The 23217-nt window shown below is 64.9% G+C and carries 22 protein-coding genes; 10 read left to right on the top strand and 12 right to left on the bottom strand.

What is annotated here, in order from left to right; genetic code table 11:
* The gene (locus X726_RS149650) at window positions 1-1041 is read right to left on the bottom strand and encodes an ABC transporter permease (protein ID WP_245272136.1); all 1041 of its coding nucleotides are present in this window, start codon (window positions 1039-1041) and stop codon (window positions 1-3) included.
* Between the two features lie 102 nt (window positions 1042-1143).
* The gene (locus tag X726_RS149655) at window positions 1144-2214 is read right to left on the bottom strand and encodes a sugar ABC transporter substrate-binding protein (RefSeq protein ID WP_023671074.1); all 1071 of its coding nucleotides are present in this window, start codon (window positions 2212-2214) and stop codon (window positions 1144-1146) included.
* Between the two features lie 305 nt (window positions 2215-2519).
* Here X726_RS149655 and X726_RS149660 point away from each other — a divergent pair, with 305 nt between their 5' ends.
* A complete protein-coding gene (locus tag X726_RS149660; RefSeq protein WP_023671073.1) occupies window positions 2520-4115 on the top strand; it encodes a GMC family oxidoreductase N-terminal domain-containing protein in 1596 nt (531 codons plus the stop codon).
* Window positions 4116-4331: 216 nt separating this feature from the next.
* Here the strand turns inward: X726_RS149660 and X726_RS149665 are convergent, their stop codons facing one another.
* Entirely contained in the window at window positions 4332-4712 is a 381-nt protein-coding gene (locus X726_RS149665; RefSeq protein ID WP_023671072.1) for a hypothetical protein, read from the bottom strand.
* A gap of 268 nt (window positions 4713-4980) precedes the next feature.
* Between X726_RS149665 and rsgA the strand changes: the two genes are divergently transcribed.
* Window positions 4981-5994: a ribosome small subunit-dependent GTPase A gene (gene rsgA, locus X726_RS149670; RefSeq protein ID WP_245272135.1), complete on the top strand. Its 1014-nt coding sequence runs from the start codon at window positions 4981-4983 to the stop codon at window positions 5992-5994.
* A 60-nt stretch (window positions 5995-6054) separates the two neighbouring features.
* On the opposite strand, the gene X726_RS149675 is transcribed toward rsgA, so the two are convergent.
* From X726_RS149675 to X726_RS149705, 7 genes are read right to left on the bottom strand one after another with little or no spacing between them, the layout of a single operon-like run.
* Window positions 6055-6846, bottom strand: coding sequence for an SIS domain-containing protein (locus tag X726_RS149675; protein WP_023671070.1), 792 nt, complete (start codon window positions 6844-6846; stop codon window positions 6055-6057).
* Window positions 6847-6883: 37 nt separating this feature from the next.
* Window positions 6884-7654, bottom strand: a complete 771-nt coding sequence (locus X726_RS149680; protein WP_023671069.1) for a GntR family transcriptional regulator — start codon at window positions 7652-7654, stop codon at window positions 6884-6886.
* The gene (locus X726_RS149685; protein ID WP_023671068.1) at window positions 7651-8526 is read right to left on the bottom strand and encodes an ROK family protein; all 876 of its coding nucleotides are present in this window, start codon (window positions 8524-8526) and stop codon (window positions 7651-7653) included. Before X726_RS149685 ends, X726_RS149680 begins: the two co-directional genes overlap by 4 nt.
* The gene (locus X726_RS149690; RefSeq protein ID WP_033001899.1) at window positions 8523-9263 is read right to left on the bottom strand and encodes a PIG-L family deacetylase; all 741 of its coding nucleotides are present in this window, start codon (window positions 9261-9263) and stop codon (window positions 8523-8525) included. The genes X726_RS149685 and X726_RS149690 overlap by 4 nt, the downstream gene beginning before the upstream one ends.
* On the bottom strand, window positions 9260-10117 hold the full coding sequence (locus X726_RS149695; protein WP_023671066.1) for a carbohydrate ABC transporter permease: 858 nt from the start codon (window positions 10115-10117) through the stop codon (window positions 9260-9262). Before X726_RS149695 ends, X726_RS149690 begins: the two co-directional genes overlap by 4 nt.
* Window positions 10114-11046 carry a sugar ABC transporter permease gene (locus tag X726_RS149700; protein WP_023671065.1) on the bottom strand — a complete coding sequence of 311 codons (933 nt, stop codon included), beginning with the start codon at window positions 11044-11046 and terminating at the stop codon, window positions 10114-10116. The genes X726_RS149695 and X726_RS149700 overlap by 4 nt, the downstream gene beginning before the upstream one ends.
* Window positions 11047-11095: 49 nt before the next feature.
* Window positions 11096-12370, bottom strand: coding sequence for an extracellular solute-binding protein (locus tag X726_RS149705; RefSeq protein WP_023671064.1), 1275 nt, complete (start codon window positions 12368-12370; stop codon window positions 11096-11098).
* Between the two features lie 315 nt (window positions 12371-12685).
* Between X726_RS149705 and X726_RS149710 the strand changes: the two genes are divergently transcribed.
* From X726_RS149710 to X726_RS149720, 3 genes are read left to right on the top strand one after another with little or no spacing between them, the layout of a single operon-like run.
* Window positions 12686-13978 (top strand): extracellular solute-binding protein, encoded by a 1293-nt coding sequence (locus X726_RS149710; RefSeq protein WP_023671063.1) that lies wholly within the window; start codon window positions 12686-12688, stop codon window positions 13976-13978.
* Window positions 13978-14868: a sugar ABC transporter permease gene (locus X726_RS149715; protein WP_023671062.1), complete on the top strand. Its 891-nt coding sequence runs from the start codon at window positions 13978-13980 to the stop codon at window positions 14866-14868. Before X726_RS149710 ends, X726_RS149715 begins: the two co-directional genes overlap by 1 nt.
* Window positions 14865-15728: a carbohydrate ABC transporter permease gene (locus tag X726_RS149720; protein ID WP_023671061.1), complete on the top strand. Its 864-nt coding sequence runs from the start codon at window positions 14865-14867 to the stop codon at window positions 15726-15728. The genes X726_RS149715 and X726_RS149720 overlap by 4 nt, the downstream gene beginning before the upstream one ends.
* 13 nt (window positions 15729-15741) lie before the next feature.
* Here the strand turns inward: X726_RS149720 and X726_RS149725 are convergent, their stop codons facing one another.
* Together X726_RS149725 and X726_RS149730 are read right to left on the bottom strand one after the other, a co-directional pair.
* A complete protein-coding gene (locus X726_RS149725; protein ID WP_023671060.1) occupies window positions 15742-15993 on the bottom strand; it encodes a hypothetical protein in 252 nt (83 codons plus the stop codon).
* Window positions 15994-16389: 396 nt separating this feature from the next.
* Complete coding sequence (locus tag X726_RS149730; protein ID WP_023671059.1) at window positions 16390-17574, bottom strand: Gfo/Idh/MocA family oxidoreductase; 1185 nt, start codon at window positions 17572-17574, stop codon at window positions 16390-16392.
* An 86-nt stretch (window positions 17575-17660) separates the two neighbouring features.
* On the opposite strand from X726_RS149730, the gene X726_RS149735 reads away from it, so the two are divergent.
* The 5 genes from X726_RS149735 (at window position 17661) to X726_RS149755 (ending at window position 22992) form a co-directional block, all read left to right on the top strand.
* Window positions 17661-18548 (top strand): MurR/RpiR family transcriptional regulator, encoded by an 888-nt coding sequence (locus tag X726_RS149735; protein WP_023671058.1) that lies wholly within the window; start codon window positions 17661-17663, stop codon window positions 18546-18548.
* Window positions 18549-18627: 79 nt separating this feature from the next.
* Window positions 18628-19410 (top strand): SDR family oxidoreductase, encoded by a 783-nt coding sequence (locus X726_RS149740; RefSeq protein ID WP_023671057.1) that lies wholly within the window; start codon window positions 18628-18630, stop codon window positions 19408-19410.
* Window positions 19407-20942 (top strand): mannitol dehydrogenase family protein, encoded by a 1536-nt coding sequence (locus X726_RS149745; protein ID WP_023671056.1) that lies wholly within the window; start codon window positions 19407-19409, stop codon window positions 20940-20942. Before X726_RS149740 ends, X726_RS149745 begins: the two co-directional genes overlap by 4 nt.
* A 22-nt stretch (window positions 20943-20964) precedes the next feature.
* On the top strand, window positions 20965-21879 hold the full coding sequence (locus X726_RS149750) for a sugar phosphate isomerase/epimerase (protein ID WP_023671055.1): 915 nt from the start codon (window positions 20965-20967) through the stop codon (window positions 21877-21879).
* Between the two features lie 78 nt (window positions 21880-21957).
* Window positions 21958-22992: an ABC transporter substrate-binding protein gene (locus tag X726_RS149755; protein WP_023671054.1), complete on the top strand. Its 1035-nt coding sequence runs from the start codon at window positions 21958-21960 to the stop codon at window positions 22990-22992.
* Window positions 22993-23217 lie beyond the last annotated feature (225 nt).

Here is a 23217-nt window from a genome sequence, read left to right as displayed (position 1 = left end):
TCACTTGACGATTTTCAGGCGGACACGGTCGAGCGACAGCGCCACCGCGGCGATGATCATCAGACCCTGCACCGTCTGCTGGATGTAGGGCGAGATGCCGAGCAGGATCATGCCATTGGCAAGCACGGTGACGATCAGCACACCGATCAGCGTGTTGACGACGCCGCCCTCGCCGCCGGTCAAAGCGGTGCCGCCGACGACCACTGCGGTGACCGCTGCAAACAGCCTGCCGTCGCCGATGACGGCGTGCGACTGGCCTAGCTGTGCCGCGGCCAGCACGCCGGCAATGCCGAAGAAGAAACCGGCCAGCGCAAAAGCGGTGATGCGCACGCGCACGACATTGACGCCGGAGAGCTTGGCGACATCCTCATCACCGCCGATCGCCAATATGTGGCGGCCGAGCTTGGTGTGATACTGGATGACAGTGGAGAGCAGGAAGGCGCCGAACGCGACCCAGACCGCCACCGGAAGGCCGAGGAAACGGTGCAAGGCCAGGTCGCGGATCGAGGCGTCGTTCAGCTTGATGGCCGTGCCGCCCAGCATATAGACCGACAGGCCGAGGCCGATGAACCACATGCCGAGCGTGCCCATGAAGGACGGGATGCGCAGCATGGTCTGGACGAGACCGCTGACGAAGCCCATGGCGGTGCCGGCGGCGATGGCAGCGAGCACCGCCCACCAGCCATAGTCGTTGCCGTTGCCGTCATTGGCGGCGAGCAGCACAAGCACCATCGCCGCCACCGAAAGCGTGCCTTCGACTGCAAGGTCGATGCTGCCCATCAGGATGATGAAGGTCAGCCCCATGGCCAGCGTCAGCGGCACGGCGGCGGAATTCGCAAGCCGCACCAGATTGCGCAGCTCGATGAAATTGGGATTGGCAATGGCGATGAGTGCGCAGAGTACAATCAGCACCGCCAGCGGCGCCAGGCTGCGCCAGCGCCTGCCGCCCAGGAATGTCGCGATGCGGCCGGGGAACGATGTCATGGGCGTCGTCCGCTCGATGTCCGAAACGGACTTCAGGGGTTCTGTATGGATTGTCAAGAAACCGCTTCCCGTCTGCTGGTGACAGCCGTCGCGACAAGGGGATCGCGACGGCTGCGGGAGGAAGCGGGCCGCCAGGGAGTTGCAGCCCACTCCGATGGATCAGGTGCGGATTGCTCCGGTGACCCGGCCCCACAGATCGTTCCAGTCGATCTCGGGCTTCGCATCGACATTGGTCTTGTAATATTCCTCGACATTGTCGTGCGAGATCAGCACCGCCTTGCCGTAGAACTCACGGTGCTCCGCGGGCTCCTTGGTTGGGTCGAACTTGCCGATCTTGGCGTTGTAGCCGATGGCCAGACCCATGCCGCCCTGCCAGAACGGATCCGAAGTGACGGTGCAGGCGAACTCGCCGGTGCGCACCGCATCGACCGCCGTCTTGATGCCGTCGACGCCGACGATCGGCACCTTGCCGGCGAGATTTTCGGCACGCAGCGCTTCCAGAGCGCCCGAGCCCATATCGTCATTGGCCGCCCAGATGCCCTTGATGTCGTCGCCGAAGCGGGTGAGCAGATTGCCCATCAGGTCGAAGGCTTCGGTCGACTTCCAGTTGGCGACCTGGAAGTCGAGCAGCTTGATGTCCGGGTTGGCAGCAAGGGCTGCGTCGAGGCCCTTCTTGCGCTCGATCGCCGCCGTGGTCGAGATCAGGCCGCCGAGCGCTACGATGCCGCCCTTGCCGCCAATGGTCTTGAACAGGATCTCGGCGATGGTCTTGCCGCTGTCGATGCCGTCGAACTCGATATGCGAGACATAGTTCGGGTTGAAATCCTTCGGGTGCAGATCCCCAGGCTTGTTCCACTGCGTCACCACATAGGCGCCGGCCTTGGCGCAGGCCTCGACGATCGGGCGCGCATCGGGCGTGTCGTTGGGATCGGAATTCAGCACCATGTTGCCGCCGGTCTTGGCCAGCATCGCCTTGATGTCGGCAATGCCCTTCTCGCTGTTGCCTTCCGAAACCAGCGTGACGTGCTCCAGCCCGGCCCATTTGGCATACGCTTCGGCGCCGGTCTTCCACACCGCGTGATAGGGGTTGGACAGCGAGCGGATCGACGTCACCAGTGTCGGCTTGTCCTGCGCGCGCAACACGCTCGGCATGGCGAGTGCCGCCACGCCGGCGGTGGCGCCCATCATCAGCGTGCGCCGGTTGACCGCAAAATTCTTCGTGTCGTTCATACCTCGAAACCTCCCGATTGAATTCTGTTCCGCCCGGCATCTTGCGCAGGGAGCGCGGCCGGGACCTCCTGGTGAGGATCGTCAAGCTCCTCCACTTGTACGACAACCCTTCAACACGATAACCATACCCTTTCTCTTGACGTGGCACAAGCGACTTGAGATCGTCGCGCGCAAGAGGAAGGGGCGGTGATTTTCATCGCCCGCCGGAGCATGATCCCTAGAAGTGGGAACCGGTTTTCTCGGACAAATCGAGAAACCGTTTTGTCCGGAGATCATGCTCCAACAAAGAGAACCCGGGAGTGGAAATGACGGATTACATCATTGTCGGCGGCGGTTCGGCTGGCTGCATTCTGGCCGCCCGGCTGAGCGAGGACCCGGACGTGTCCGTCATGCTGCTCGAGGCCGGTCCGCCCGACACCGATCGCTACATCCATCTGCCGGTCGGCTTCTTCAAGATGACGTCGGGGCCGCTGATCTGGGGCTATGACACCGCGCCCGGCAAGGAAATCGACGGCCGCACCATGGTCTATCCGCAGGCCCGCGTGCTGGGCGGGGGCTCCTCGATCAACGCCCAGGTGTTCACCCGCGGTTGCCCGCAGGATTATGACGGCTGGGCGGCTGACGCCGGCTGTGCCGGCTGGAGCTATGCCGACGTGCTGCCCTACTTCGTCCGCTCCGAGGGCAACGACACTTTTGCCGATGCGCAGCATGGCATTGACGGCCCGCTCGGCGTCTCCAGCGGCGCGCCGCATCCGCTGACCCGCATCTTCGTCAAGGCGGCGCAGCAGGCGGGCCTTCCTTTCCGCGCCGACTTCAACGCCGGTGAGCAGGCGGGCGCCGGCTTCTACCAGACGACGACGCGTCGGGGGAAACGCTCGAGCACGGCGGTCGCCTATCTGAAGCCGGCGCTCGGCCGCAAGAATCTGACGCTACGCACCGACGCCTCCGTCAGCCGCATCGTGGTCGAGAACGGCCGCGCCATCGGTGTCGAGATCATCGTCAATGGCCGCACCGAACTGCTCCGCGCCGAGCGCGAAGTCATCGTCGCCGCCGGCGCCATCGGCTCGCCGAAATTGCTGATGCTGTCCGGCATCGGCCCGGCCGTGCATCTCGGCCATCACGGCATCAAGGTGGTCCACGATTCCAAAAACGTCGGCCAGAATCTGCACGATCACATGGACGTCGATGTCGTCGCCGAGCTCAACGGACCGCACGGCATCGACCGTTACAAGAAGAAGCGCTGGCAAGCGGTCGCCGGTCTTGAATATGCGCTGTTCGGCAAGGGGCCGGTGGCCTCCAACATCGTCGAGGCCGGCGGCTTCTGGTGGGGCGACCGCGCGGAGAAGACGCCGGACATCCAGTTCCATTTCCTGCCCGGCGCCGGCGTTGAGGAAGGCATCGGCTCGGTTCCCGGCGGCAATGGCTGCACGCTGAACTCCTACCATGTGCGCCCGCGTTCGCGCGGCAGCGTCACGCTCAAGTCCGCGGACCTGCGCGATGCGCCCATCATCGACCCCAACCCGTTCGCCGAGCGCTATGATCTCGAACGCGCCATCGACGGCATCGAGATCAGCCGCGAAATCCTGTCGCAGCCAGCCTTCGCCAGATACATCAGCCGCGAGCATCTGCCCGGCAAGGCGATGCAGGGGCGCTCAGCACTCGAAGCCTTCGCCCGAGAACATGGCCGCAGCGCCTATCACCCAGTCGGCACCTGCCGGATGGGCGGCGATGCCGACAGCGTCGTCGACCCCGAGCTTCGCGTGCGCGGGCTGCAAGGCCTGCGCGTCTGCGACAGCTCGGTCATGCCGAGCATCGTGTCGTCGAACACCAACGCCGCCGTGGTCATGATTGCGGAGAAGGCGGCGGATCTGATTGCGGGGCGGATGCTGCCGGTGGCGTAAGCAGGACAATGGCATGTGGTGGCGCCATGCGATTGCCTTGCCTTGAGCACCTGTCGCTGAGCGCATAGCACTCGAACCCCACTAAAAACGACAGCCTCCCGCAGCGCCTTCAACCGGCGCTTGCGCAACCCACCAACCGACCGGAAACCCCCGGTTGCGGGCCCGTTGCCGACGCCTGCGCGGGGATGTGAAAGCGCTTTGGCGCCAGTTCCGCGATCACACCATATGAACCGATCCAAGCTCTGCTAGCTTGTGGACGTGGGACTTGTCCCGCTTTGGCCGGTGCTTCAGGCAACCCCATCCCAACCCCCCGCCCCCTGTGGCGCCGGCCATCCCCCTCCCTTCTACCAGGCTTCCCGACCTGCCATCCTCAGCCGTCCTTGCCAACTTCGAGGTCGACGACGAGGCCTGATGCGTTGCATGCAAATCCAAACCATCGGGCAGCGTATCGAGGAATTTCACATCGGCTGTCTGGACGACCTCCTGAAAGGCGACCAGATCCGGGTCGAGCCGCCCCAGCTCCCGGTTGATGGCCGCCAGGCGCTCCGGTTCGCCTTCCGTGTTGCAGACATTGAGAGTAACGAGACGTAAGCGCATAGGACTTTTCCTCAATGTTGAACGACCCTCGACGCACGCGACGTGGATAGGTGCCACGGTAGGTTTCCGTGTCTGGTGACGTTCAGCGAACCACCGCCTCGATGCGTTCCAAGCGGTGCGCGAAACGGCTTGGCCATCGGCGCGGTTCGGCTTGCCAAATGCCGCCATGCCGCCCATACACGGCTTGAACAACCGCCCCGAGGGTCCGCGCCCATTTTGCCAAAGGATACTCTCCGATGTCTGTGACGCCGTCGCCGTGGTCAAAACCGTGACGGCCTCCCTCGCAAGCCTGGGCTGGACGGATTTCTTCGGCGACCAGCTTGAAGCCGATGAGGCAGACCTGGTGCCGACGCGCATCGCTTCGGTGCACCGCGACCGTCTGGCCGGTCTGTCTCTGTCAGGGCCAGTGGATCTGACGCTGCCGGCCAATGCCAACACCGGCGACTATGCCGTCGGCGACTGGGTGCTGGTCGAGCCTCACACGCATCTGCTGCGCCGCCGCCTGACCCGCAAGACGGTGCTGGAGCGCCGCACACAGGGCGGCAGGGTGCCGCAGCTGGCCGCGGCCAATGTCGACACGCTGTTCATCGTGACGTCCTGCAATGCCGATTTCAACATCGCCCGGCTCGAGCGCTATCTCGCGCTGGCCAACGAGGCCGGAACGACGCCGGTGATCCTGCTGACCAAGGCCGACACCGCTGACGATGCCGAGGCTTACCAAGGCCAGGCCGCCGCCCTGCAGCGTGGGCTGGCCGTGGTGGTGCTGAACCCGCGCGTCGCCGATGCCGCAGCGGCGCTTGCTCCCTGGTGTGGCGCAGGGCAGACGGTGGCGCTGGTCGGCTCCTCCGGCGTCGGCAAATCGACGCTGGTCAACACGCTGGCCGGATCGGCGCAGCAATCGCCGCAACAGACCGCGGGCATCCGGGAACACGATGCCAAGGGTCGCCACACCACCACGGCGCGGTCGCTGCACCCCATCGCCGGTGGCGGCTGGGTGATCGACACGCCGGGCATGCGCACGCTGCATGTCAGCGACGTCGCATCCGGCATCGACACGCTGTTTGCCGAAATCACCGAGCTCGCACCGCTGTGCAAATTCCGCGACTGCACCCATGTCCACGAACCGGGCTGCGCGGTGCAGGCTGCGTTGAAGGCGGGTACGCTCGACCCTGAGCGCCTTGCCCGCTGGCGCAAGCTGTCGGAGGAAAACCAGGGCAACACGCCGGTTCAGAGCGGCCCGCGCGGCAACAAATCGCCTGCCGGGCGCCCGAAGCGGCGTTGAGCGGATAGGAATTGCGGAACGAGACGTCGGAGGCCCGGCATGTGCCGGGCCTCCCTTTTTTCACTCTCCGCGCATCGTTGCCTGGAAGGTCGGCAGGTGCTTCTTCTGCGCATCCAGCATGCGCTCGCGGTAGACGCCGTAGATGACGTCGGTGTCGTGCAGCGTCACGCCGGCAATGGTCGGCGAGGCGAAGACCGGCAGTTCGATGCCGCGCTTGGCGAGCTGCTCGGCGGTGCGCGCGATCAGCTCATGCGCCAGGATCATGGCAAGCACCGTCGATGAGCCCGACACCGGCCGGCTCCAGCCCTCGACCGGCACGATGGCGTCCTCGATCGGCGAACAGGTGTCGATGACGAGGTCGGCGGCATCCGCCAGCCGCTTGCCGGAGGAGTGCGTCGCCGGCTTGTCCAGATTGTTCTTGCTGGTGACCGCGACGACGAAGATGCCGCGCTTCCTGGCGTATAGCGCGGTGTCGATGCCCGACGAGTTGCGGCCGCTATGGCCGAAGATGATGATCGAATCGCCCTGGTTGAGCGGCTGGTGGTCGAGGAATTTTTCGGCGTATTTTTCCGTACGCTCCAGCCACAAAAGCTCGCGCACGCCGCCGGCGCCGAGCACATTGTGCCACATCACGCGCGGGTCGGTCAGGGGGTTGAAGCCGACATAGCTGCCATAGCGCGGAAACACTTCCTGCACCGGCAGCACCGAATGGCCGGAGCCATAGAGATGCACCAGCCCGCCGCCCTCGAGCGAGTCGGCAAAGTGGCTGGCGGCCTGGCCAAAGGCCTCTTCATTGGCTTTCGCAGCCTGATCGATGAGGGCGGCGAGACGGTGGATGTAGAGATCGGACACGTGGGTACTCCTGTTTGCTGTGTCGGTCTGGAATGGATCAGCTTCTCGGGTTCAGCGGCACGCGTCCGGCGCGCAGCGTCGAGCGGATTTCGTAGCGGTCGCCGCGCATGATCGAGACGGTGAATTCGAACGGGCCGCGCTCGTCGGTGGTGATGCGCTCGACGACGAAGGCCGGGCTGCCGACCGGGAGGTCGAGCAGTTCGGCATCCGCCGCGCCGACCGCGCCGACCCGGTAGTTCTCCCGCGCGGCCACCGGCACGATGCCGTAATGGCGCTCCAGCGCCTCGTAGAGCGAGCCCTGCAGCAGGCCGGCATCGAGGAAGCCCGGCACGCGCACCTCCGACAGCTGCGCCGTCTGGATGCCGATCGGCTCGTTGTTACCGAGCCGCAGCCTGCGAATGCGCACCACCGGATCGCCCTCTTCGATCTCCAGCGCGCCGGCAGCCGCCGCGTTGGCGGTGGTCAGGCTGCAGTCGAGCAGACGCGAGCCCGCGACCACGCCCATATTGCCCATCTCCTGGGTGAAGCTGGTCAGCTCGCGCGTGCCGGCGACCAGCGTGGTCGAGCGCACGAACGTGCCGCGGCCATGTTCGCGCCTGAGCAGCCCGGCCTCCTCGAGATTGCGCAGCGCGTGGCGCAGCGTGATACGGCTGACGCCGAACAGGGCGCACAGCCTGTCCTCCGCCGGGATCTGGTCGCCCGTTGCCCATTCGCCGCTCTTGACGATGGCGCGGATCGCCTCTTCGACCTGATACCAGAGCGGCTCCGGCCGTCTGCGGTCCGGCTGCTGAAAGCTTGCTTCGCTCATCGCACCTGCCTCCACCCTTGCCCAACGGCGCCGGCCAGCGCCGCGCCGACGAGGCCGGCGCGGGGACCGAATTTTCCGGGCTTGACGTCGATGCCGCGCAGATGCGGCGGCAGTTGGCGTCGCAGCGCTGCAAGCAGCGGCGGCCGGATCACATCCAGCGCCTCCGCCAAACCACCCGAAATCAGAACCGCTTGCGGATCGAGCAGCGCGACAGCGCCTGCAAGCGCGGTGCCGAGCTGTCGCGCCGGCAGTTCAAGCAAGGTGAGTGCGGCCAGTTCGCCGGCCTGGGCAGCGGCGATCAGCTGGCGGCCGTCGGCAAGGCCGATCTGTCCGGCAAGGGCATCAAGCGCCCGGCCCGACGCGACGCGCTCCAGCCAGCCGCTGCGCTCCTCGCCATGATCTTTGACGTCGGCGCAGGCCCAGCCGAACGAGCAGGCGCCGCCATGCGCGCCGGCAACGATGCGGCCATTGGCCAGCACCGCCGAACCGATGCCGGTGCCGATGGCGAGCAGGATCGCATCCGACATGTTTTTCGCACTGCCTTCGACAGCCTCCGCCAGCAGCGCAATCTGCGCGTCATTGCCGAGCGCTACGCGCAGTTTGGGAAACAGCGGCTGGATATCGGCGCCGTCGAGGAACGGCAAGTTGGGGATCCAGCGGCAGATTGAGCCCTCGACCAGACCCGGCACCGCGATACCAAGCGCTGAGACCGACCCGGCCTCAGCGCACAGCGCGTCGATTCGCGCAATGAAGGCACCAAGGGTTGCCGGCGCCGGCTCGCTGCCCAGCGCCTCCAACGCACCGACATCGCCCGTAGATACGGCGGCGCGCAGATTGGTGCCGCCGAGATCGATGCCGAGTACCCGCGTCATCGACCGGACCCTTTGCCGAAGGGGAGCGAGAACAGGCCGCTGCCGGCATTCCACGAATGCGACGCCGCCGCGAAGGCCTGTGCATGGCGCGTGCCACGCAGGCAGCCGCGCAGCCGGTACAGCGAACTGTAATAGTCGACATAGGGGAAGCTGCTCAGGCCGCGCGCCAGCTCATACTCCATGACCGCGTCGCGCCAGGCCTCGAACCCGTCGCTGACATCGACGAGATGCTCGGGCCGGAAGCCGTCATCGTCCTCCCAGTTCTCGCCGAACAGCAGCAGTTGCGGCGTGTGCGCCGGATGGTCGCTGGCAACGGTCGGCAGTCCGGCGAAGAAGATACCGGTCTTCGTCAAATGCGCGGCGGCGCGATGGTCCTTGTGCCAACTGCCATGCCAATGGGTGATGACGATCTCGGGTTTCAGCTCGCGAATGATGTCGCCCACTTCGAGCGCCGTCTGATCGTCTGTGGGCAGGAAGCCGTCGCGCAGGCCAAAGCCACGCATGGCGACGCCGAGCCGCTCCGCCGCGCTGCCCGCTTCCTCTTCCTTCTGCACGCAATAATGCGCGGGAACCAGGTACGGATGGCCCTGCTCACCCATGGTCAGATGCAGGAAGGTCACCGTGGCGCCGCGCTTGACGGCAGCGGCCGCCAGCGGCCCGGCCATCACCTCGGCATCGAAGGCGTGCGCGCCGACCACCAGGATCGATTTCGCCGCATAAATCCTGTCTTCGATCATTTCATGCCCCCTCCGGTACCGACGCCTTCGCGAATCTGGCGCGCCAGCAGACAATACATGATCAGGATGGGCGCCATGGAGATCGCCAGCGAGGCGAACACCAGGCCCCAGTCGGTGCGGAACTGGCCGACGAAGACGCTGATCGCCAGCGGCACCGTCTTGTAGCGGTCGTCGAAGATGAAGATCAGCGGGAAGAAGAAATCGTTCCACACCGCGATCGCGGTGAAGATGGCCACGATCGACACCGCCGGCTTGACCATCGGCAGGATGATCTGGAACAGGATGCGGACCTCGCCGGCGCCGTCCATGCGCGTCGCCTCGTCCAACTCGGAGGGTAAGACGCGCATGAAATTGGCGAAGATGAAGACGGCGAAGGGAATGCGGATCGCCGAATAGACCAGGATCAGCCCGGTCAGCGAATCCAGCAGGCCAAGATTGCGCATCAGCGTGAACAGTTCGACCGAGGCGAGCCGGATGGGCAGCATGATGCCGGACAGGAATAGGCCGAGCATGATGGCATTCCAGCCAAGCTTGTAGCGGCTGAGCGGATAGGCGGCCATCGCCGAGACGACGATGGTGAGGATGACCGCGCCGCCGGTGACGATCAGGCTGTTGATGAAATTCTGGCCGAGATCGGCGCGCGTCCAGGCGTTGATGAAATTGTCGAAGGCAAAGCTTTGCGGCAGGCCGAGCCTGTTGTCGTAGATCTCGGCCGTTGTCTTGAAACAGGAGACGACAAGGATGTAGAGCGGCAACAGCACAGCCGCCGTCCATACGATCAGCACCGTCCAGCCGGGCAGCCGCGCCAGCTGCCGAGAGATGGCCGGTCTTTGCGAAATCGCCAGCGCGCTCATAGCTGCACCGTGCGGCGGTCGAAGAAGCGCAGCATCATGAGCGTGCCGATGCTGAGGATCAAGAACAGCACGGTGCCGAGCGCCAAAGCCAGACCGATATCGGTGATGCCGACAGCACCTTCCGCGCCGAAGGCCAGCCGGTAGAAGTAGGTCACCAGCGTGTCGGTCGAATAGCTCGGATTGCCCTGCACGCCCTGCATGACATAGACGATGTCGAACTGGTTGAAGGTGTTGATGAACGACAGCGTCGTCAGCGTGCCCAGCGCCGGCATCAGCAGCGGCAGCGCGATCGAGAACAGCATGCGCGCATTGCCGGCGCCGTCAAGTTTTGCCGCCTCGAAAATCTGGCCGGAAATCTGCCGCAGACCTGCCGTGTAGATCAGCACCGGCAGGCCCATCCAGTTCCAGGCATCGACGGCGATCAGCATGGCGAGCGCGGTGTGGCTGTTGCCGAGCACGGTCAGGCTGCCCTGGTGCAGGCCGAGCCCGTTCAGCGCCCATTCGACGACGCCGCCCGGTGCCAAAAGCAACCGCCACAGCGCGCCGACGATGACCGGGCTCAGCACCGCCGGAAAGAAGAACACCGACTGGAAGAAGGCCGCACCCTTGTCGCGCAGGAACAGCAGCCAGGCGAACAAAAGCCCGATTCCGTTCTGGAACAGCATGATGCCGAAGAACCAGGCGGTGTTGTGCCACAGCGCGCCGTAGATCCGCGCGCCGCTGGGGAAAACGAACAGCCTTGAGAAATTCGACAGGCCGGCGAACTCGACCATGCGCAGCCCCTTCCAGACGAAGAAGCTGCCCCACAGCGACATCCCCAGGGGATAGAGGACGAACAGCGCATAGACCGCCAGCGCCGGCAGGATGAACAGCACGGCCATGCGCTGCTGCGTGCGGCGAAGGCTGCTGGTGCGGCGAAGGGTGCTCATGCGCTTTTCTGGTCCGTGAGAGGCCGGCCGCTTTTGCGACCGGCCGCGCCTACTGCTTCGGCTTGAACCAGGTGGCGACCGCGGCCTGCATGTCGGCCGCCAGCTTCTCCGGCGCGATGTTGCCTTCGACCATGTCGATGATCCCCGACTGCAGCACCGAAGACGCCGTCGGCGACTGCCAGCGGAAGCCGACCAGCGTCAGATAGGGCGTCGAATTCTTCGCCATCTCCATCATCGAGGCCAGCACTGGATCCTTCACCGTCACATCCGTGCGGGCCGGCGGCCAGCCGAGCTCGTCGGCGAACATCTGCGCGAACTCTGCCGAAGCCATGAAGCCCAGCACCTTGGCCGCGGCTTCCTTGTTCTGGCTCTCGGAGACTAGGCCATAGGAGCCGTCGGAGAAGGCCGAGGTGTAGAGTTTTGCCCCGGCATCGTCCGCGGGGAACGGGAAGATCGAGAATTTCAGCTTCGGGTTCTGCGCCTTGAAGCTGCCGTTCTCGAACGAACCGCCGAGGAACATCGCCGCCTTGCCGCCGATGAACTGCTGCGTGGCGGCGGTGTAGTCGATGCCGGCGAAGCCGTCGGGGAAATACGGCTTCAGCTCGGCGAAGCGCTTCAGCGCCGCCACATAGCGCGGATCCTGGAAGGTCGCCTTGCCGCTCATCATCTCGTCGTAGAAATCAGGACCATAGATGGTCGGGCCGACCACGCCGACGGCGATCTCCAGCTCCCAGGCCGAGCCGTTGGCGCCGCCGGTGGCGATCGGGGTGATGCCGGCCGCCTTCAGCTTCTCGCAGACGGCGGTGAAATCCTTGTAGGTCTTGGGGATCTCGATGCCCTGGGCGGCGAAGATATCCTGGTTGTAGAAGACGCCCATCATCGGCACCGAGTAGGGCACGCCGTAGAGCTTGCCGTCGCTGCGGCCGCGCGCGCCGCCAAGCGCTGCGTCCTCCATGTTCTTCAGCTCCGGCACGCTGTCGTCCAGCGCGTCGAGATAGCCCGCCTCGACGAAGGGCTGCAATTCGCCATAGGCCTTGAGCTGGGCGATGTCAGGCCCGCGCCCGCCGCGCAGCGCCGTGCTCAGCCGGTTCTGGTAGTCGGCATCGGGCGTGAACTGGATGGCGACCTTGATGCCGGGATTCTTCACCTCGAAGGCATCGAAGATGCGGCGCATCGCGGCCTCGTCCTCGGTGCGCCAGCTCCACAGCGTCACCGTGCTGTCGGCGGCTCGCGCCGGCAATGAGGCGAAGACGCCGGCGCAGGCGGCGGCAAGGCCGCCGATCAGCCCAAGTGCTGCGCGCCGGTGAAGTGAAAGCATGCTCATTGCCAGTCTCCCATTGTTCTCTGTCCTTGGCGTCCCGCGGCGTTTCCGTGCCGTGAGAAGTCATTGGTTGGGGAAAGTCATTATAACGACATAGCGGCATTCGCAAGAGGTCTGGTGTGCTTCGAAAACAGTGGCGGCAGGCACCTCACCGCATGAGGGTAGGCATAGACAGCTGTTTTATAATGATAAATATCCACGTTCCGGCGCAGCAAAGAAATCTGTGGCGGCACCAAATGAGGCTTTTTCGCCAGCAAGCCCTTGCGTCATCGCCTGAACTTGTCATAACGTCATCGTGATCGATAGGGAGGATGAGGAATGTCGTTTGCCTGGACTTCGAAACTGGCACTGGCCGCGGGCCTCGCCATCCTGCCCGCCACCGGCTGGGCGCAATCGGTCAACATCTCCTATCTCACCCACTGGTCGCCGGAGACGGTCGCGCTGCTGGAAGCCGCAGCCAAGGATTTCGCCAAGACCAATCCGGATGTCAGTGTCACCGTGCGCGCCGTTCCCTTCGGCGATCTCCTGACCACGCTGCGCTCGCAAGGTGGTGGCGCGGACGGCCCGACCATCGGCGGCATCTACGATCTGTGGCTGCCGGAACTCGCCCGCGACAAGCTGGTCGCGCCCGCCCCCGATGCGGTGGCCAGCGAGGTCATGGCCGCCTGGCCGGCGGGCGTCACCAGCGCCGCCTCGGTCGGCGGCACGCTCTACGGCATCCCCAACGAGATCGATGTCTATGCGCTGAACTATAACAAGGCGCTGTTCAAGCAGGCCGGCATCGCGGCGCCACCCAAGACCTGGGACGAATTCAAGGATGCGGCCAAGAAGCTGACCAACAAGGATGCGGGACAGCAAGGCTTCGGCATGATCAATTCATGGGCCGCCGGCGTCGTCCACCCCTTCGCCTCGCTGCTGGTGTCCAATGGCGGCGACCTGGTCAAGGACGGCAAGCCGGTGCTGGACAGCCCGCAGGCGACCGAGACCTTCCAGTTCTATGAGGACCTGATCAAGTCGGGCGCCAGCGTGCCGGCGATGGCGACCGCAGACGCCAACACCACCGGCCCCTTCCTCGACAATTTCGTCTCCGGCAAGACCGGCATGATCATCATGGCCAATTGGTGGGAGAGCGCACTGAAGGCCGGCATGGGCGACAAGTTCGCCGACATTGCAACGGCGCCGCTTCCCGTCGGCCCGAGCGGCGACAAGCCGCATTCGATCTCCTACTCCTGGATGACCGTGGTCAACGCCAATGCAGGTGCCGCCGAGCAGAAGGCGGCGTGGGACTTCCTCGCCTGGCTGAACAATCCAAAGTCCGGCAAGAACGGTGCTTCCGCGATGTCGGATATCCTCATGTCGATGGGCATCCTGCCCTCACGCCTCTCCGACATCGAGGCGCACAAAGACAAGCTCGGCTCGGAATTCCTCTCCGGCTATGTCAGCGTGCTCACCGATGCCAAGCCGTTCCCTGTCGTGCCCGGCGGCCAGGAATTCTCGGAATCGCTGCAGCAGACGCTCGAGGCGTTGCAGTATGGCCAGGTCTCGGCCAAGGATGCGCAGGCGACGGCGCAGGCCGACGCCATTTCGATCCTGGAGCGCGCCGCCAAATAATGATTCAGAGGTACCGTGCCTCGGCGGGCATCATGCTGGCGCCCGCCGTGACGCTGATCGGCATCTTCGTCCTGTTGCCGATGCTGCTCACCGTCTGGCTGTCGTTCCAGGACTGGTCGACGCAGACACCGTTTTCCAGCACCAGCTTCATCGGCCTCGACAATTTCCGCGAGATTTTCGGGGCCACCTCGGTCGGCCGCGATTTCAAGGCCGCGCTCGTCAACACAGCCGTCTACACCGCGCTCTCCGTCATCCTCATCCTGCCGCTGTCGGTGGCCTTTGGGCTGATGGTCTACCAGCGCGATGTCGCCGGCGGCACGGCGCTGCGCACGGTGCTGTTTGCCACCTACATGGTGCCGATGATCGCCGTGGCGCTGGTGTGGTCGAAACTCTATTCGCCGAGCGAAGGCCCTCTCAACCAGATGCTCGGCCTTATCGGCATCGGCCCGCAGCCTTTCCTGTCGTCGCCGCGCTCGGCGCTGATCTCGATCGTCTTCCTCAATGTCTGGCAGCAGGTCGGCTATTTCACCGTGCTGGCGATCGCCGGACTGACGCAAATCCCCGGCAGCCTGTATGAAGCAGCAAAGCTCGACGGCGCCAACCGTTTCGAGCAGTTCCGCTTCATCACGCTGCCGCTGATGCGGCGCACGCTGTTGTTCAGCGCCGTCATCGCCATCATCAACGCCGTGCAGGTGTTCGAGCCGGTTGCCCTGATCACGCAGGGCGGGCCGGTCGGCTCGACCAATGTGCTGACCTACCACATCCGCCGCGTCGGCATCGAGCGTGCGCAGGGTGGACTGGGTTCGGCCATGGCGGTGATGCTGATGCTTTCGCTGATTGTCGTCGTCTGCGCGCTGTTTGCCTTCGCCAACCGGAAGAACGACGAATGAGCGCGGGATCGTCGAGCCGGCTGTCGCGCCGGCGCCCGTCCGGCCGCAAGGCGCTGCTGGCGACGCTGATGCTGCTGGTCGCCGTCGCCTCGGCCTTCCCGCTGGTCTGGATGGCGCTGTCGAGCCTCAAGACGCCGGCCGAGAGCATGCAGGTGCCGCCGGTGTGGATCCCCCTTACGCCGAGCCTCGACGCCTATGAGAAGGTGTCGGGCGTGATCAATGTCGGCCGCTCGATGTGGAATTCTCTGGTCATCGCCTCGATCACCACCGCCGGCATCCTGCTGACCAGCATGATGGCCGGCTACGCCTTCGCCAAATACCACTTCCCCGGGAAGTCGCTGCTGTTTTCTCTGCTGATCGCCACCATGTTCCTGCCGCCGATCGTGACGTTGATCCCGCTCTATCGCCTGGTCGGCTCGATCGGCCTCAACGCCAGCCTCGCCGGCATCATCGTGCCCAATCTCGCCAATGCTTTCGGCATCTTCCTGATGCGCCAGTTCATCTCCGGCGTGCCCGACGAGCTCATCGACGCCGCGCGCATGGACGGCGCCTCGGAGTTCTTGATCCTCTACAAGATCGTCGCGCCGAGCGTCGCCCCCGCAATCGCGGCTCTGGCCCTCTTCGCCTTCGTCTATCACTGGAACAGCTATCTGTGGCCGCTGACCGTGCTGCAGGGCAATGCCGACGCCTATCCGATCGTCATCAGCCTGAGCCGGTTGCTGAGCTACAACAGGGGCGCGGTCAACACCGGCCTGGTGATGGCCGGCGCCACGCTGGCCGTGCTGCCGCCGCTCATCCTGTTCGTCTTCCTGCAGCGCTTCTTCGTCGATTCCATCGTCGGCTCGGCGATCAAGGGATAGCTGCACCAAGCCTTCAAGCGCTCGGCCTGGTTCCGCCACAGATCAGATAGTAGCACTCGTCATAGCGCATATAGTCAGCCGCGCGCTTGTCCGGCCATTCGCCCGTGTCGAAACGGATTTTGAGAAGGCTTCTGCACTGCGCCACCTTCGCTGCATTGCTGTTCGGGAACAGGGTGACGAGCAGGCCTTGCGGAGCGCCGAAGGAAACCGCCGAGAGAACGAGGCAGCCGAGGCTGGCAGCAAGGAAGAGAGACAAGTTGCGCATTGTTACCGAATACGGCTGGGCCGATGCTCTGACAATGAACAACCCCTATCATGATTAACACATGCATAGCAGCGTTTTGCCCAGTAAAGCGGCCGAAGAGTACTTGGCGCCCCGCCGCTGCCAGGTCTGCTGCGGCGGCGGTAGCGCCTTCGGCGGGTCAATCCCTTAGGGCAGCGCCAGTCCCCCACTCCGTCTCGGCTTCGCCGAGCCACCTCTACCCCCATGTTCATGGGGGAGAGGAAACGCCAACCGCCGGAGTCACTGCATCGAAAGACTTGGGTTTCATTTCCCATCAAAAAGCTTGGGATTTCCTCATCGGGGAGAGGTGGATCGGCGAAGCCGAGACGGAGTGGGGGACCGCCCTAGGCCGCTGGCCTCTACATCCGCATCAGCCCCTCACCCAAACCGCGCCGAAGTCCATGTCCCACCCGCCGCATTCGACTCCACCGCCGCAGCAACAAACTTCACCCCACGCGCGCCATCCACAACATCGGGCACCTGCGCCGCACGCGCCGGATCGACCACCCCACCAGAGCGATGGGCGCGAATGATATCGGCGGCGTCGCGGTAGATATTGGCGAAGGCCTCGATATATCCCTCCGGATGCGCCGCCGGCATGCGCGACACGCGCTGGCTCTCAGTGGTCGAGCCATGGCCGCCGCGCACCAGCGTGCGGGTCTCCTCGCCATGGATGGAGAAGCGCAGTTCCTCCGGCCGGCCGCCCGACCATTCGAGCCCGGCTTTGTCGCCATAGATGCGCACCGAGAGATCGTTGTAGTGGCCGGGCGAGGTCTGGCTGGCCAGGATCGTGCCGCGCGCGCCGCCCGTCCAGCGCACCAGCACATGCGCATTGTCGTCGAGCCGGCGTCCGGGGACGGCGGTGAACAGATCGGCCGACACCGCCTCGGCCTCGCATCCGGAGATGAAGCTCGCCAAATTGAAGGCATGCACGCCGATGTCGGCCAACACCGCCGACTGGCCGGCGCGCGCCGGATCGGTGCGCCACTCCGCCTGCTTCTGGCCCTCGGCGTCGATCGGCTTGGTCAGCCAGTCCTGGATGTAGGCGCCATGCACGGACACGATGCGGCCAAGCGCGCCCGCCGCCACCATCGCGCGCGCCTGGCGGACCATGGCGTAGCCGGTGTTGTTGAGCGTGACGACGAAGCGACGCTTTTTCTCCCGCGCCAGCGCCACCAGCGCCTCGGCCTCATCCAGCGTCGTCGACAGCGGCTTGTCGCAGATGACGTCGATGCCGGCCTCCAGAAAGGCCGTGGCGATCGGCGCGTGCAGATGGTTGGGCGTGACGATGACCACCGCCTCGATGCCGTCCGGCCGCTCAGCTTCCGCCCTGGCCATGGCCCGGTAGTCGGCATAGCTGCGATCTGGCGCGATGCCGATCTCGGCAGCCGACGCGGCGGCGTTTTCCGGGTCCGACGACAGCGCGCCGGCGACCAGCACGATCTGGTCGTCGAGACGCATGGCCAGCCGATGCACGGCGCCGATGAAGGCATTGCGGCCGCCGCCGACCATGCCGACCCGCAGGCGCTTGCCGGCTGATCCGTCCGATGTTGCGTAGACCATTTTCAAGCTCCTCCCGGCAGACCGCTTTCGAACATGATTTCCAATTTTCATATTGTAAAACGATCGTATCGCGCTAGCCTGAAATCATGAGTGGGGCAAGCAAGGCATCCGGACGGTCCAGCACCGACGAGGCGGCGACGCGCAAGCGCGGGCGCTCTCTGGCCGCACTCGGCTATATCCAGCCGCAGACCTACGAGGAGCTGCGCGCCGTGCTGTCGTCGGGCACGGTGCATTTCCCCAAGCGGCTGCGCCAGGTGGCAATCTTCCTGTGGCAGCATCCGAGCGACGTCGCGCTCGGCACCATCGCGCAGGTTGCGGCACAGGCCGGCGTGCAGCCCTCGACGCTGGTGCGCTTTGCCCAGATCTTCGGCTATTCCGGCTTTTCCGATTTCCAGGGCCTGTTCAAGGAGCACATCAAGGGCTCATGGCCGGAAGGCCGTGGCGAGCCGCGCACCGAGACCGAGCCCAATCTGCATTTCCTGCACGGCATGGTCGGCGCGTCGCAGGCCTCGCTTGGCCGCATCGAGGCGGGCTTCGATGTCGCGAGTTTCGACAAGATGGTGGCGCTGCTGGCAGCGGCCGAGCTGATCTATGTCATCGGCTCCAAGCGCGCCTTTCCCGTCACCGCCTATCTCTCGCTGACGCTCTCGCAGCAGGGCGTGCGCAACGTGCTGGTCGACAATGTCGGCTCCTCCGCACTCGACCAGATCGGCTGCATCGGCGGCCGGGATGCCGTGCTCGCTGTCTCCTTCAGCCCCTACAATTCGATCACGCCCGATCTCGTCGCGGTGGCGCATGAGCGCAAGGCGCGTATCGTCACCGTCACCGACAGCACCTTCAGCCCGCTGATCCCGCTCTCGGACAGCTGGCTGGAAGTGGTGGAATCCGACTTTGCCGGCTTCCGCTCACTGGCGGCCTCGCTCGCCGTTGGGATGGCGCTGGTCCATGGCGTGGCGGCGCGGCGCGGCGAATGAGGCGTCACTGGTCCAATTGACTATCGGGAATTGCCGTTCCATATTTCTCAAAATAGAAACTTTATTCCCGGGAGGAGGAATGGAGATCCGGCTTGACGGCAAGGTGGCTCTGGTCACCGGGTCGACGCAAGGCATTGGCCGCGCCATTACCGAGACGCTGGCGCGTTCCGGTGCCGCCGGGCTGCTGGTCACCGGGCGCGAGAGGGCGCGTGGCGAGGCCGTGGCGGCCGAGCTTTCGCAATTGGGCACGCCGACCATCTTCGTCGCCGCCGACCTTGCCGATCCTGACGCCCCCATCCTTCTGGCGCAGGCCTGCATCGAGCGCTTCGGCCGCATCGATGCGCTGGTCAACGCCGCCGGCCTGACCGATCGCGCCTCTTTCCTCGACGCCAGCCTCGACGACTGGGCGTCACTGTTTGCCGTCAATGCGCGCGCGCCGTTCTTCCTTATGCAGGCGGCGATTGCCGACATGAAGCAGCGCGGCCAAGGTGGCGCCATTCTCAACATTCTGTCGATCAACGCCCATTGCGGCTCGCCGGAGCTTGCCGTCTATTCCGCCACCAAGGGCGCGCTAGCGACGCTGACCAAGAACGCCGCCAACGCCCACCGTTTCGACCGCATCCGCGTCAACGGCATCAATGTCGGTTGGACGGACACGCCGGCCGAACGCATCATGCAGGCGGAGACTTTGGGCAACGGCCCTGGCTGGCTCGAGAAGGCCAACGCCGCGCAGCCTTTCGGCCGGTTGCTGACGCCGGACGACATCGCCAGCCTCGCCGTCTTCCTGCTGTCCGACGCCGCCGGCCCGATGACCGGCGCGGTCATCGACCAGGAACAGGCGGTGATCGGAGCGAACCGGTGAGCGCTTCCATCGAAACGCTTGGGCCGGTGCTGCTCGATCGCTTGCCGGCATCGGTGCAGACACCGTCCTATGACCGTACGCTCCTGGCGCCCGGCATGGCGCATCTCGGCGTCGGCGCCTTCCACCGCAGCCATCAGGCCGAATACACCGACGATCTCATCTCGCTGCGCTTCGACCGCTGGGGCATCGTCGGCATCAACATCCGTCCGCCCAGCCTTGCCGACACGCTGGGACGGCAGGGCGGGCTCTACACAAGGCTGATCCGCGAGAACAGCCATATCGAGGCACGCGTCATCGGCAGCATCGTCCGGGTGGTCGACAGCCAGGAGAGTGCCGCACCGGCGCTGGGTGTGCTGATCTCTCCCGATATCGAGTTGGTGACGATGACGGTGACCGAAAAAGGCTATTGCCACGTCCCGTCCAGCGGCGAACTCGACCTTGGCCATCCCGACATCGCCCACGACCTCGCCAACCCCGAGACGCCGCGCAGCGTCCCCGGCCTGCTGGTGCGGGCGCTGGAGCAGCGCAGGGCCACACATGAGCGACCCATAACGTTTCTCTCCTGTGACAACATCCCGACCAACGGTACTATCCTGAACAATGTCGTGCGGACGTTTGCCGAACGGCGGAGCAAAGGGCTGGCCCGCTGGATAGAGGCCAATGTCGCCTTCCCCGCGGCCATGGTCGACCGCATCGCGCCGGCGGTGACGCAGGATGACCTCGATAGTGTCGAACAATGGTTCGGCTACCACGATGCCGCCGTCGCTGTCGGTGAGCCGTTCCGGCAGTGGGTGATCGAGGAAAAATTCGCCGGCCGCATGCCGCGCTGGGATCTGGTCGGCGCCACCTTCGTCGACGACGTCACGCCGTTTGAGCATCTCAAGATGCGGGTGCTGAATGGCGCCCAGACGGCACTCGCCACGCTCGGCGTTCTGGCTGGTCTCGAGCACACATCGGATGCCATGGCCGACCCGCTGCTGTCGGACTTCATCAAGCGCATGCTGGTCGAGGAGACTGTGCCGACGCTGATGCCGGTATCCGGCGTCCTGCCGCTTGCCTATGTCGAGCAGAGCCTTGCCCGGCTGAAGAACACCGCGATCCGCCACCGCAACCACCAGGTCGCCACCGACGGTTCGCAGAAGATCGTCCAGCGCCTGCTCAACCCGATCCGCGACCGGCTCGCGATGGGCCAGAGCATCGGCCTGCTATCGGTGCCGGTCGCCGGCTGGATGGCCTATCTGATCCGGGCCTCGGATCGCTTTGAAAGACGCTGGCCGGTGTCGGACCCCTATGCCGGCAAGGTCGCCGCGATCGCCGATGCGACCGGTCACGATGCCAGCGCGCTGGTGTCCGCCATCCTTGCCATCGACGGGATATTCGACCCCGGCCTTGCCGCCGACGATACGTTCCGCGCGGCAGTCACATCGGCGCTGGGCGACCTGCTGTCGGACGATCCGATGGCGGCTGTCCGGCACAGTCTTGAACAAGATGAGGTCGCGAGGTTGAAGCGATCCAAACAATCGGCATTATAGTCGTCGGGTCTAGGGAGGCAGAATGAAACTTGGAGTTCTTACAGCACCGTTTGCGGAGACGCCGCTTGGCGAGGTCGCCGGCTGGGCGCACTCGGCCGGCTTCGAGGCGCTGGAAATCGCCTGCTGGCCGAAGACCTCCGGCGCGACGCGGCGCTATGCCGGCACCAGCCATATCGATGCCGCTTCCACCTCGGCGGCGCAGGCCAAGGAGATCGTCGCTTCGCTGACGGAGAAGAAGCTGACGGTCTCCGGCCTCGGCTACTATCCCAACCCGTTGCATCCGGACCCCGCCCATCGCGAGGCCGTCATCGGCCATCTGAAGAAGGTCATCGTGCTGGCCGCCAATATGGGCGTGCCGGTGGTCAACACCTTCTGCGGTGGCGATGCCTCGAAGACCGTCGACGTCAACTGGCAGGACGCGCTGAAAGTCTGGCCCGAGACCGTCGCCTATGCGCGCGATCACGGGGTAAAACTCGCCTTCGAGAACTGCCCGATGATCTTCAGTTATGACGAGTGGCCGGGCGGGCACAACATCGCCTATTCGCCCTGCATCTGGCGGCGCATCCTTGAGGCCTGGGGCGGCGAGGTCGGCATGAATTTCGACCCCTCGCACCTGGTCTGGCAAATGATCGACCAGGGCCGTTTCATCCGGGAGTTCGGCCCCTACATGCTGCATGTCCACGCCAAGGATTTGATGATCGATCATGATGGTTTGTATGAGCGCGGAATCCTTTCCGCCGGGATAGGCTGGCAGGTGCCGCGCATGCCGGGATTGGGCGATGTCGACTGGAGCGGCTTCTTCTCCGGCCTTTACCGCGCCGGCTATGACGGCTCGGTCATCATCGAACATGAGGACAGGCGGTTCGAAGGCAGCGACGATGCGGTGAAGCGGGGCTTTCTGCTCGCCCGCGACGTGCTGCGCCCCTTCGTCAAATGACGAGGTGAATGACTTGGTCTGATCCTGCCGAAGGGTCTGGCCCTGAGACGAAAAACAACAATGTGGAGGAGTACTGAGATGAAGAAAATACTGACCATGGTCCCGTTGCTTGCGGGCGCTGGCTTGCTGGCATCGATGGGCGTGTCGTCGGCCGAAGCCAAATATACGATCGGCATTTCCAACACCGTGCAGGGCAATGGCTGGCGCGAGGAAATGGTCTGCGCCATGAAGGCGCAGGCGCTGGCTTCGGGCGAAGTGACGAAGCTCAACATCGCCCACCGCAACACCGATGCCGCCGGCCAGCTCGAAGACATCCGCAATCTGATCAGCGCCAAGGTCGACGCCATCGTCGTCAACCCCGCTGATCCCGCCGGCATCAAGGCGGGCCTGGAAGAAGCCACCAAGGCCGGCATCGTCGTCGTTGCCGTCGACCAGGCGGTGACCGAACCGTCGGCCTACATCATCTCCAACAACCAGGAACAGTATGCCTATCTCGGCGCCAAATGGCTGTTCCAGCAGATGGGCGGCAAGGGCGAAGTGTTCTACATGCGCGGCGCCGCCGGCGCCTCGGCCGATAGCGATCGCGACAAAGGCTTCAAGAAGGCGCTGGCCGAAAACCCCGGCGTGAAGGTGGCGCAGGAAGTCTTCACCGGCTGGCAGCAGGATCAGGCCAAGCAGCAGATGCTGTCGTTCCTGGCCACCGGCACGCCGTTCAACGGCGTGTGGACGTCGGGCATCGACAACGTCATCGTCGACGCGCTGGTCGAATCGCAGGCGCCGCTGGTACCGGTGGTCGGCGCCGACAATGCCGGCTTCGTCGGCCAGCTGAGCTCGGTGAAAGGTCTCGTCGGTGCAGCCGTCACCAACCCCGGCTCGATCGGCGGCGCGGGCGTGACGCTGGCGCTGCAGATCCTCGACGGCAAGAAGCCGGCGCAGCAGACCGTGCTGGTCGACCCGCAGCTGTGGGACAACGCCACCGACGAAGGCAAGGCCAAGCTGAAGGCAGCCGCCGACCCGTCGCTGAGCCCGGAATGGCCGGTCTCGATCTCGATCCCGGAGTGGACGACCTACACGAAGGAACAGATCGTGGCATGCAAGGGGCCGGGGGAGTAAGCTTGTTTTGAATGAACTGGCGCGGACGGCGACCTGCCGTCCTCGCCACACAGACTAGCGCTCTACGGCGCCCCCTCTGTCCTGCCGGACATCTCCCCCACAGGTGGGGAGATTGGCTGTCATCTCGGCTTTCGCTAATTTTCTACGTCGCAAGACGAGGGGCGGCGCCGGAACTGCCAATCTCCCCCCTTGTGGGGGAGATGTCCGGCAGGACAGAGGGGGGCG

Source organism: Mesorhizobium sp. LSJC285A00 (genome assembly GCF_000503155.1).
Taxonomy (GTDB): domain Bacteria; phylum Pseudomonadota; class Alphaproteobacteria; order Rhizobiales; family Rhizobiaceae; genus Mesorhizobium.
This window is presented reverse-complemented; position numbering and strand designations above follow the sequence as displayed.

Bases quoted from the DNA above. Each gene is read 5' to 3' on its own strand.
- X726_RS149655 (WP_023671074.1), bottom strand. From the start codon at position 2,214: ATGAACGACACGAAGAATTTTGCGGTCAACCGGCGCACGCTGATGATG.
- X726_RS149660 (WP_023671073.1), top strand. From the start codon at position 2,520: ATGACGGATTACATCATTGTCGGCGGCGGTTCGGCTGGCTGCATTCTG.
- X726_RS149665 (WP_023671072.1), bottom strand. From the start codon at position 4,712: ATGCGCTTACGTCTCGTTACTCTCAATGTCTGCAACACGGAAGGCGAA.
- X726_RS149680 (WP_023671069.1), bottom strand. From the start codon at position 7,654: ATGAGCGAAGCAAGCTTTCAGCAGCCGGACCGCAGACGGCCGGAGCCG.
- X726_RS149685 (WP_023671068.1), bottom strand. From the start codon at position 8,526: ATGACGCGGGTACTCGGCATCGATCTCGGCGGCACCAATCTGCGCGCC.
- X726_RS149690 (WP_033001899.1), bottom strand. From the start codon at position 9,263: ATGATCGAAGACAGGATTTATGCGGCGAAATCGATCCTGGTGGTCGGC.
- X726_RS149695 (WP_023671066.1), bottom strand. From the start codon at position 10,117: ATGAGCGCGCTGGCGATTTCGCAAAGACCGGCCATCTCTCGGCAGCTG.
- X726_RS149700 (WP_023671065.1), bottom strand. From the start codon at position 11,046: ATGAGCACCCTTCGCCGCACCAGCAGCCTTCGCCGCACGCAGCAGCGC.
- X726_RS149705 (WP_023671064.1), bottom strand. From the start codon at position 12,370: ATGAGCATGCTTTCACTTCACCGGCGCGCAGCACTTGGGCTGATCGGC.
- X726_RS149710 (WP_023671063.1), top strand. From the start codon at position 12,686: ATGTCGTTTGCCTGGACTTCGAAACTGGCACTGGCCGCGGGCCTCGCC.
- X726_RS149715 (WP_023671062.1), top strand. From the start codon at position 13,978: ATGATTCAGAGGTACCGTGCCTCGGCGGGCATCATGCTGGCGCCCGCC.
- X726_RS149720 (WP_023671061.1), top strand. From the start codon at position 14,865: ATGAGCGCGGGATCGTCGAGCCGGCTGTCGCGCCGGCGCCCGTCCGGC.
- X726_RS149725 (WP_023671060.1), bottom strand. From the start codon at position 15,993: ATGCGCAACTTGTCTCTCTTCCTTGCTGCCAGCCTCGGCTGCCTCGTT.
- X726_RS149730 (WP_023671059.1), bottom strand. From the start codon at position 17,574: ATGGTCTACGCAACATCGGACGGATCAGCCGGCAAGCGCCTGCGGGTC.
- X726_RS149735 (WP_023671058.1), top strand. From the start codon at position 17,661: ATGAGTGGGGCAAGCAAGGCATCCGGACGGTCCAGCACCGACGAGGCG.
- X726_RS149740 (WP_023671057.1), top strand. From the start codon at position 18,628: ATGGAGATCCGGCTTGACGGCAAGGTGGCTCTGGTCACCGGGTCGACG.
- X726_RS149750 (WP_023671055.1), top strand. From the start codon at position 20,965: ATGAAACTTGGAGTTCTTACAGCACCGTTTGCGGAGACGCCGCTTGGC.
- X726_RS149755 (WP_023671054.1), top strand. From the start codon at position 21,958: ATGAAGAAAATACTGACCATGGTCCCGTTGCTTGCGGGCGCTGGCTTG.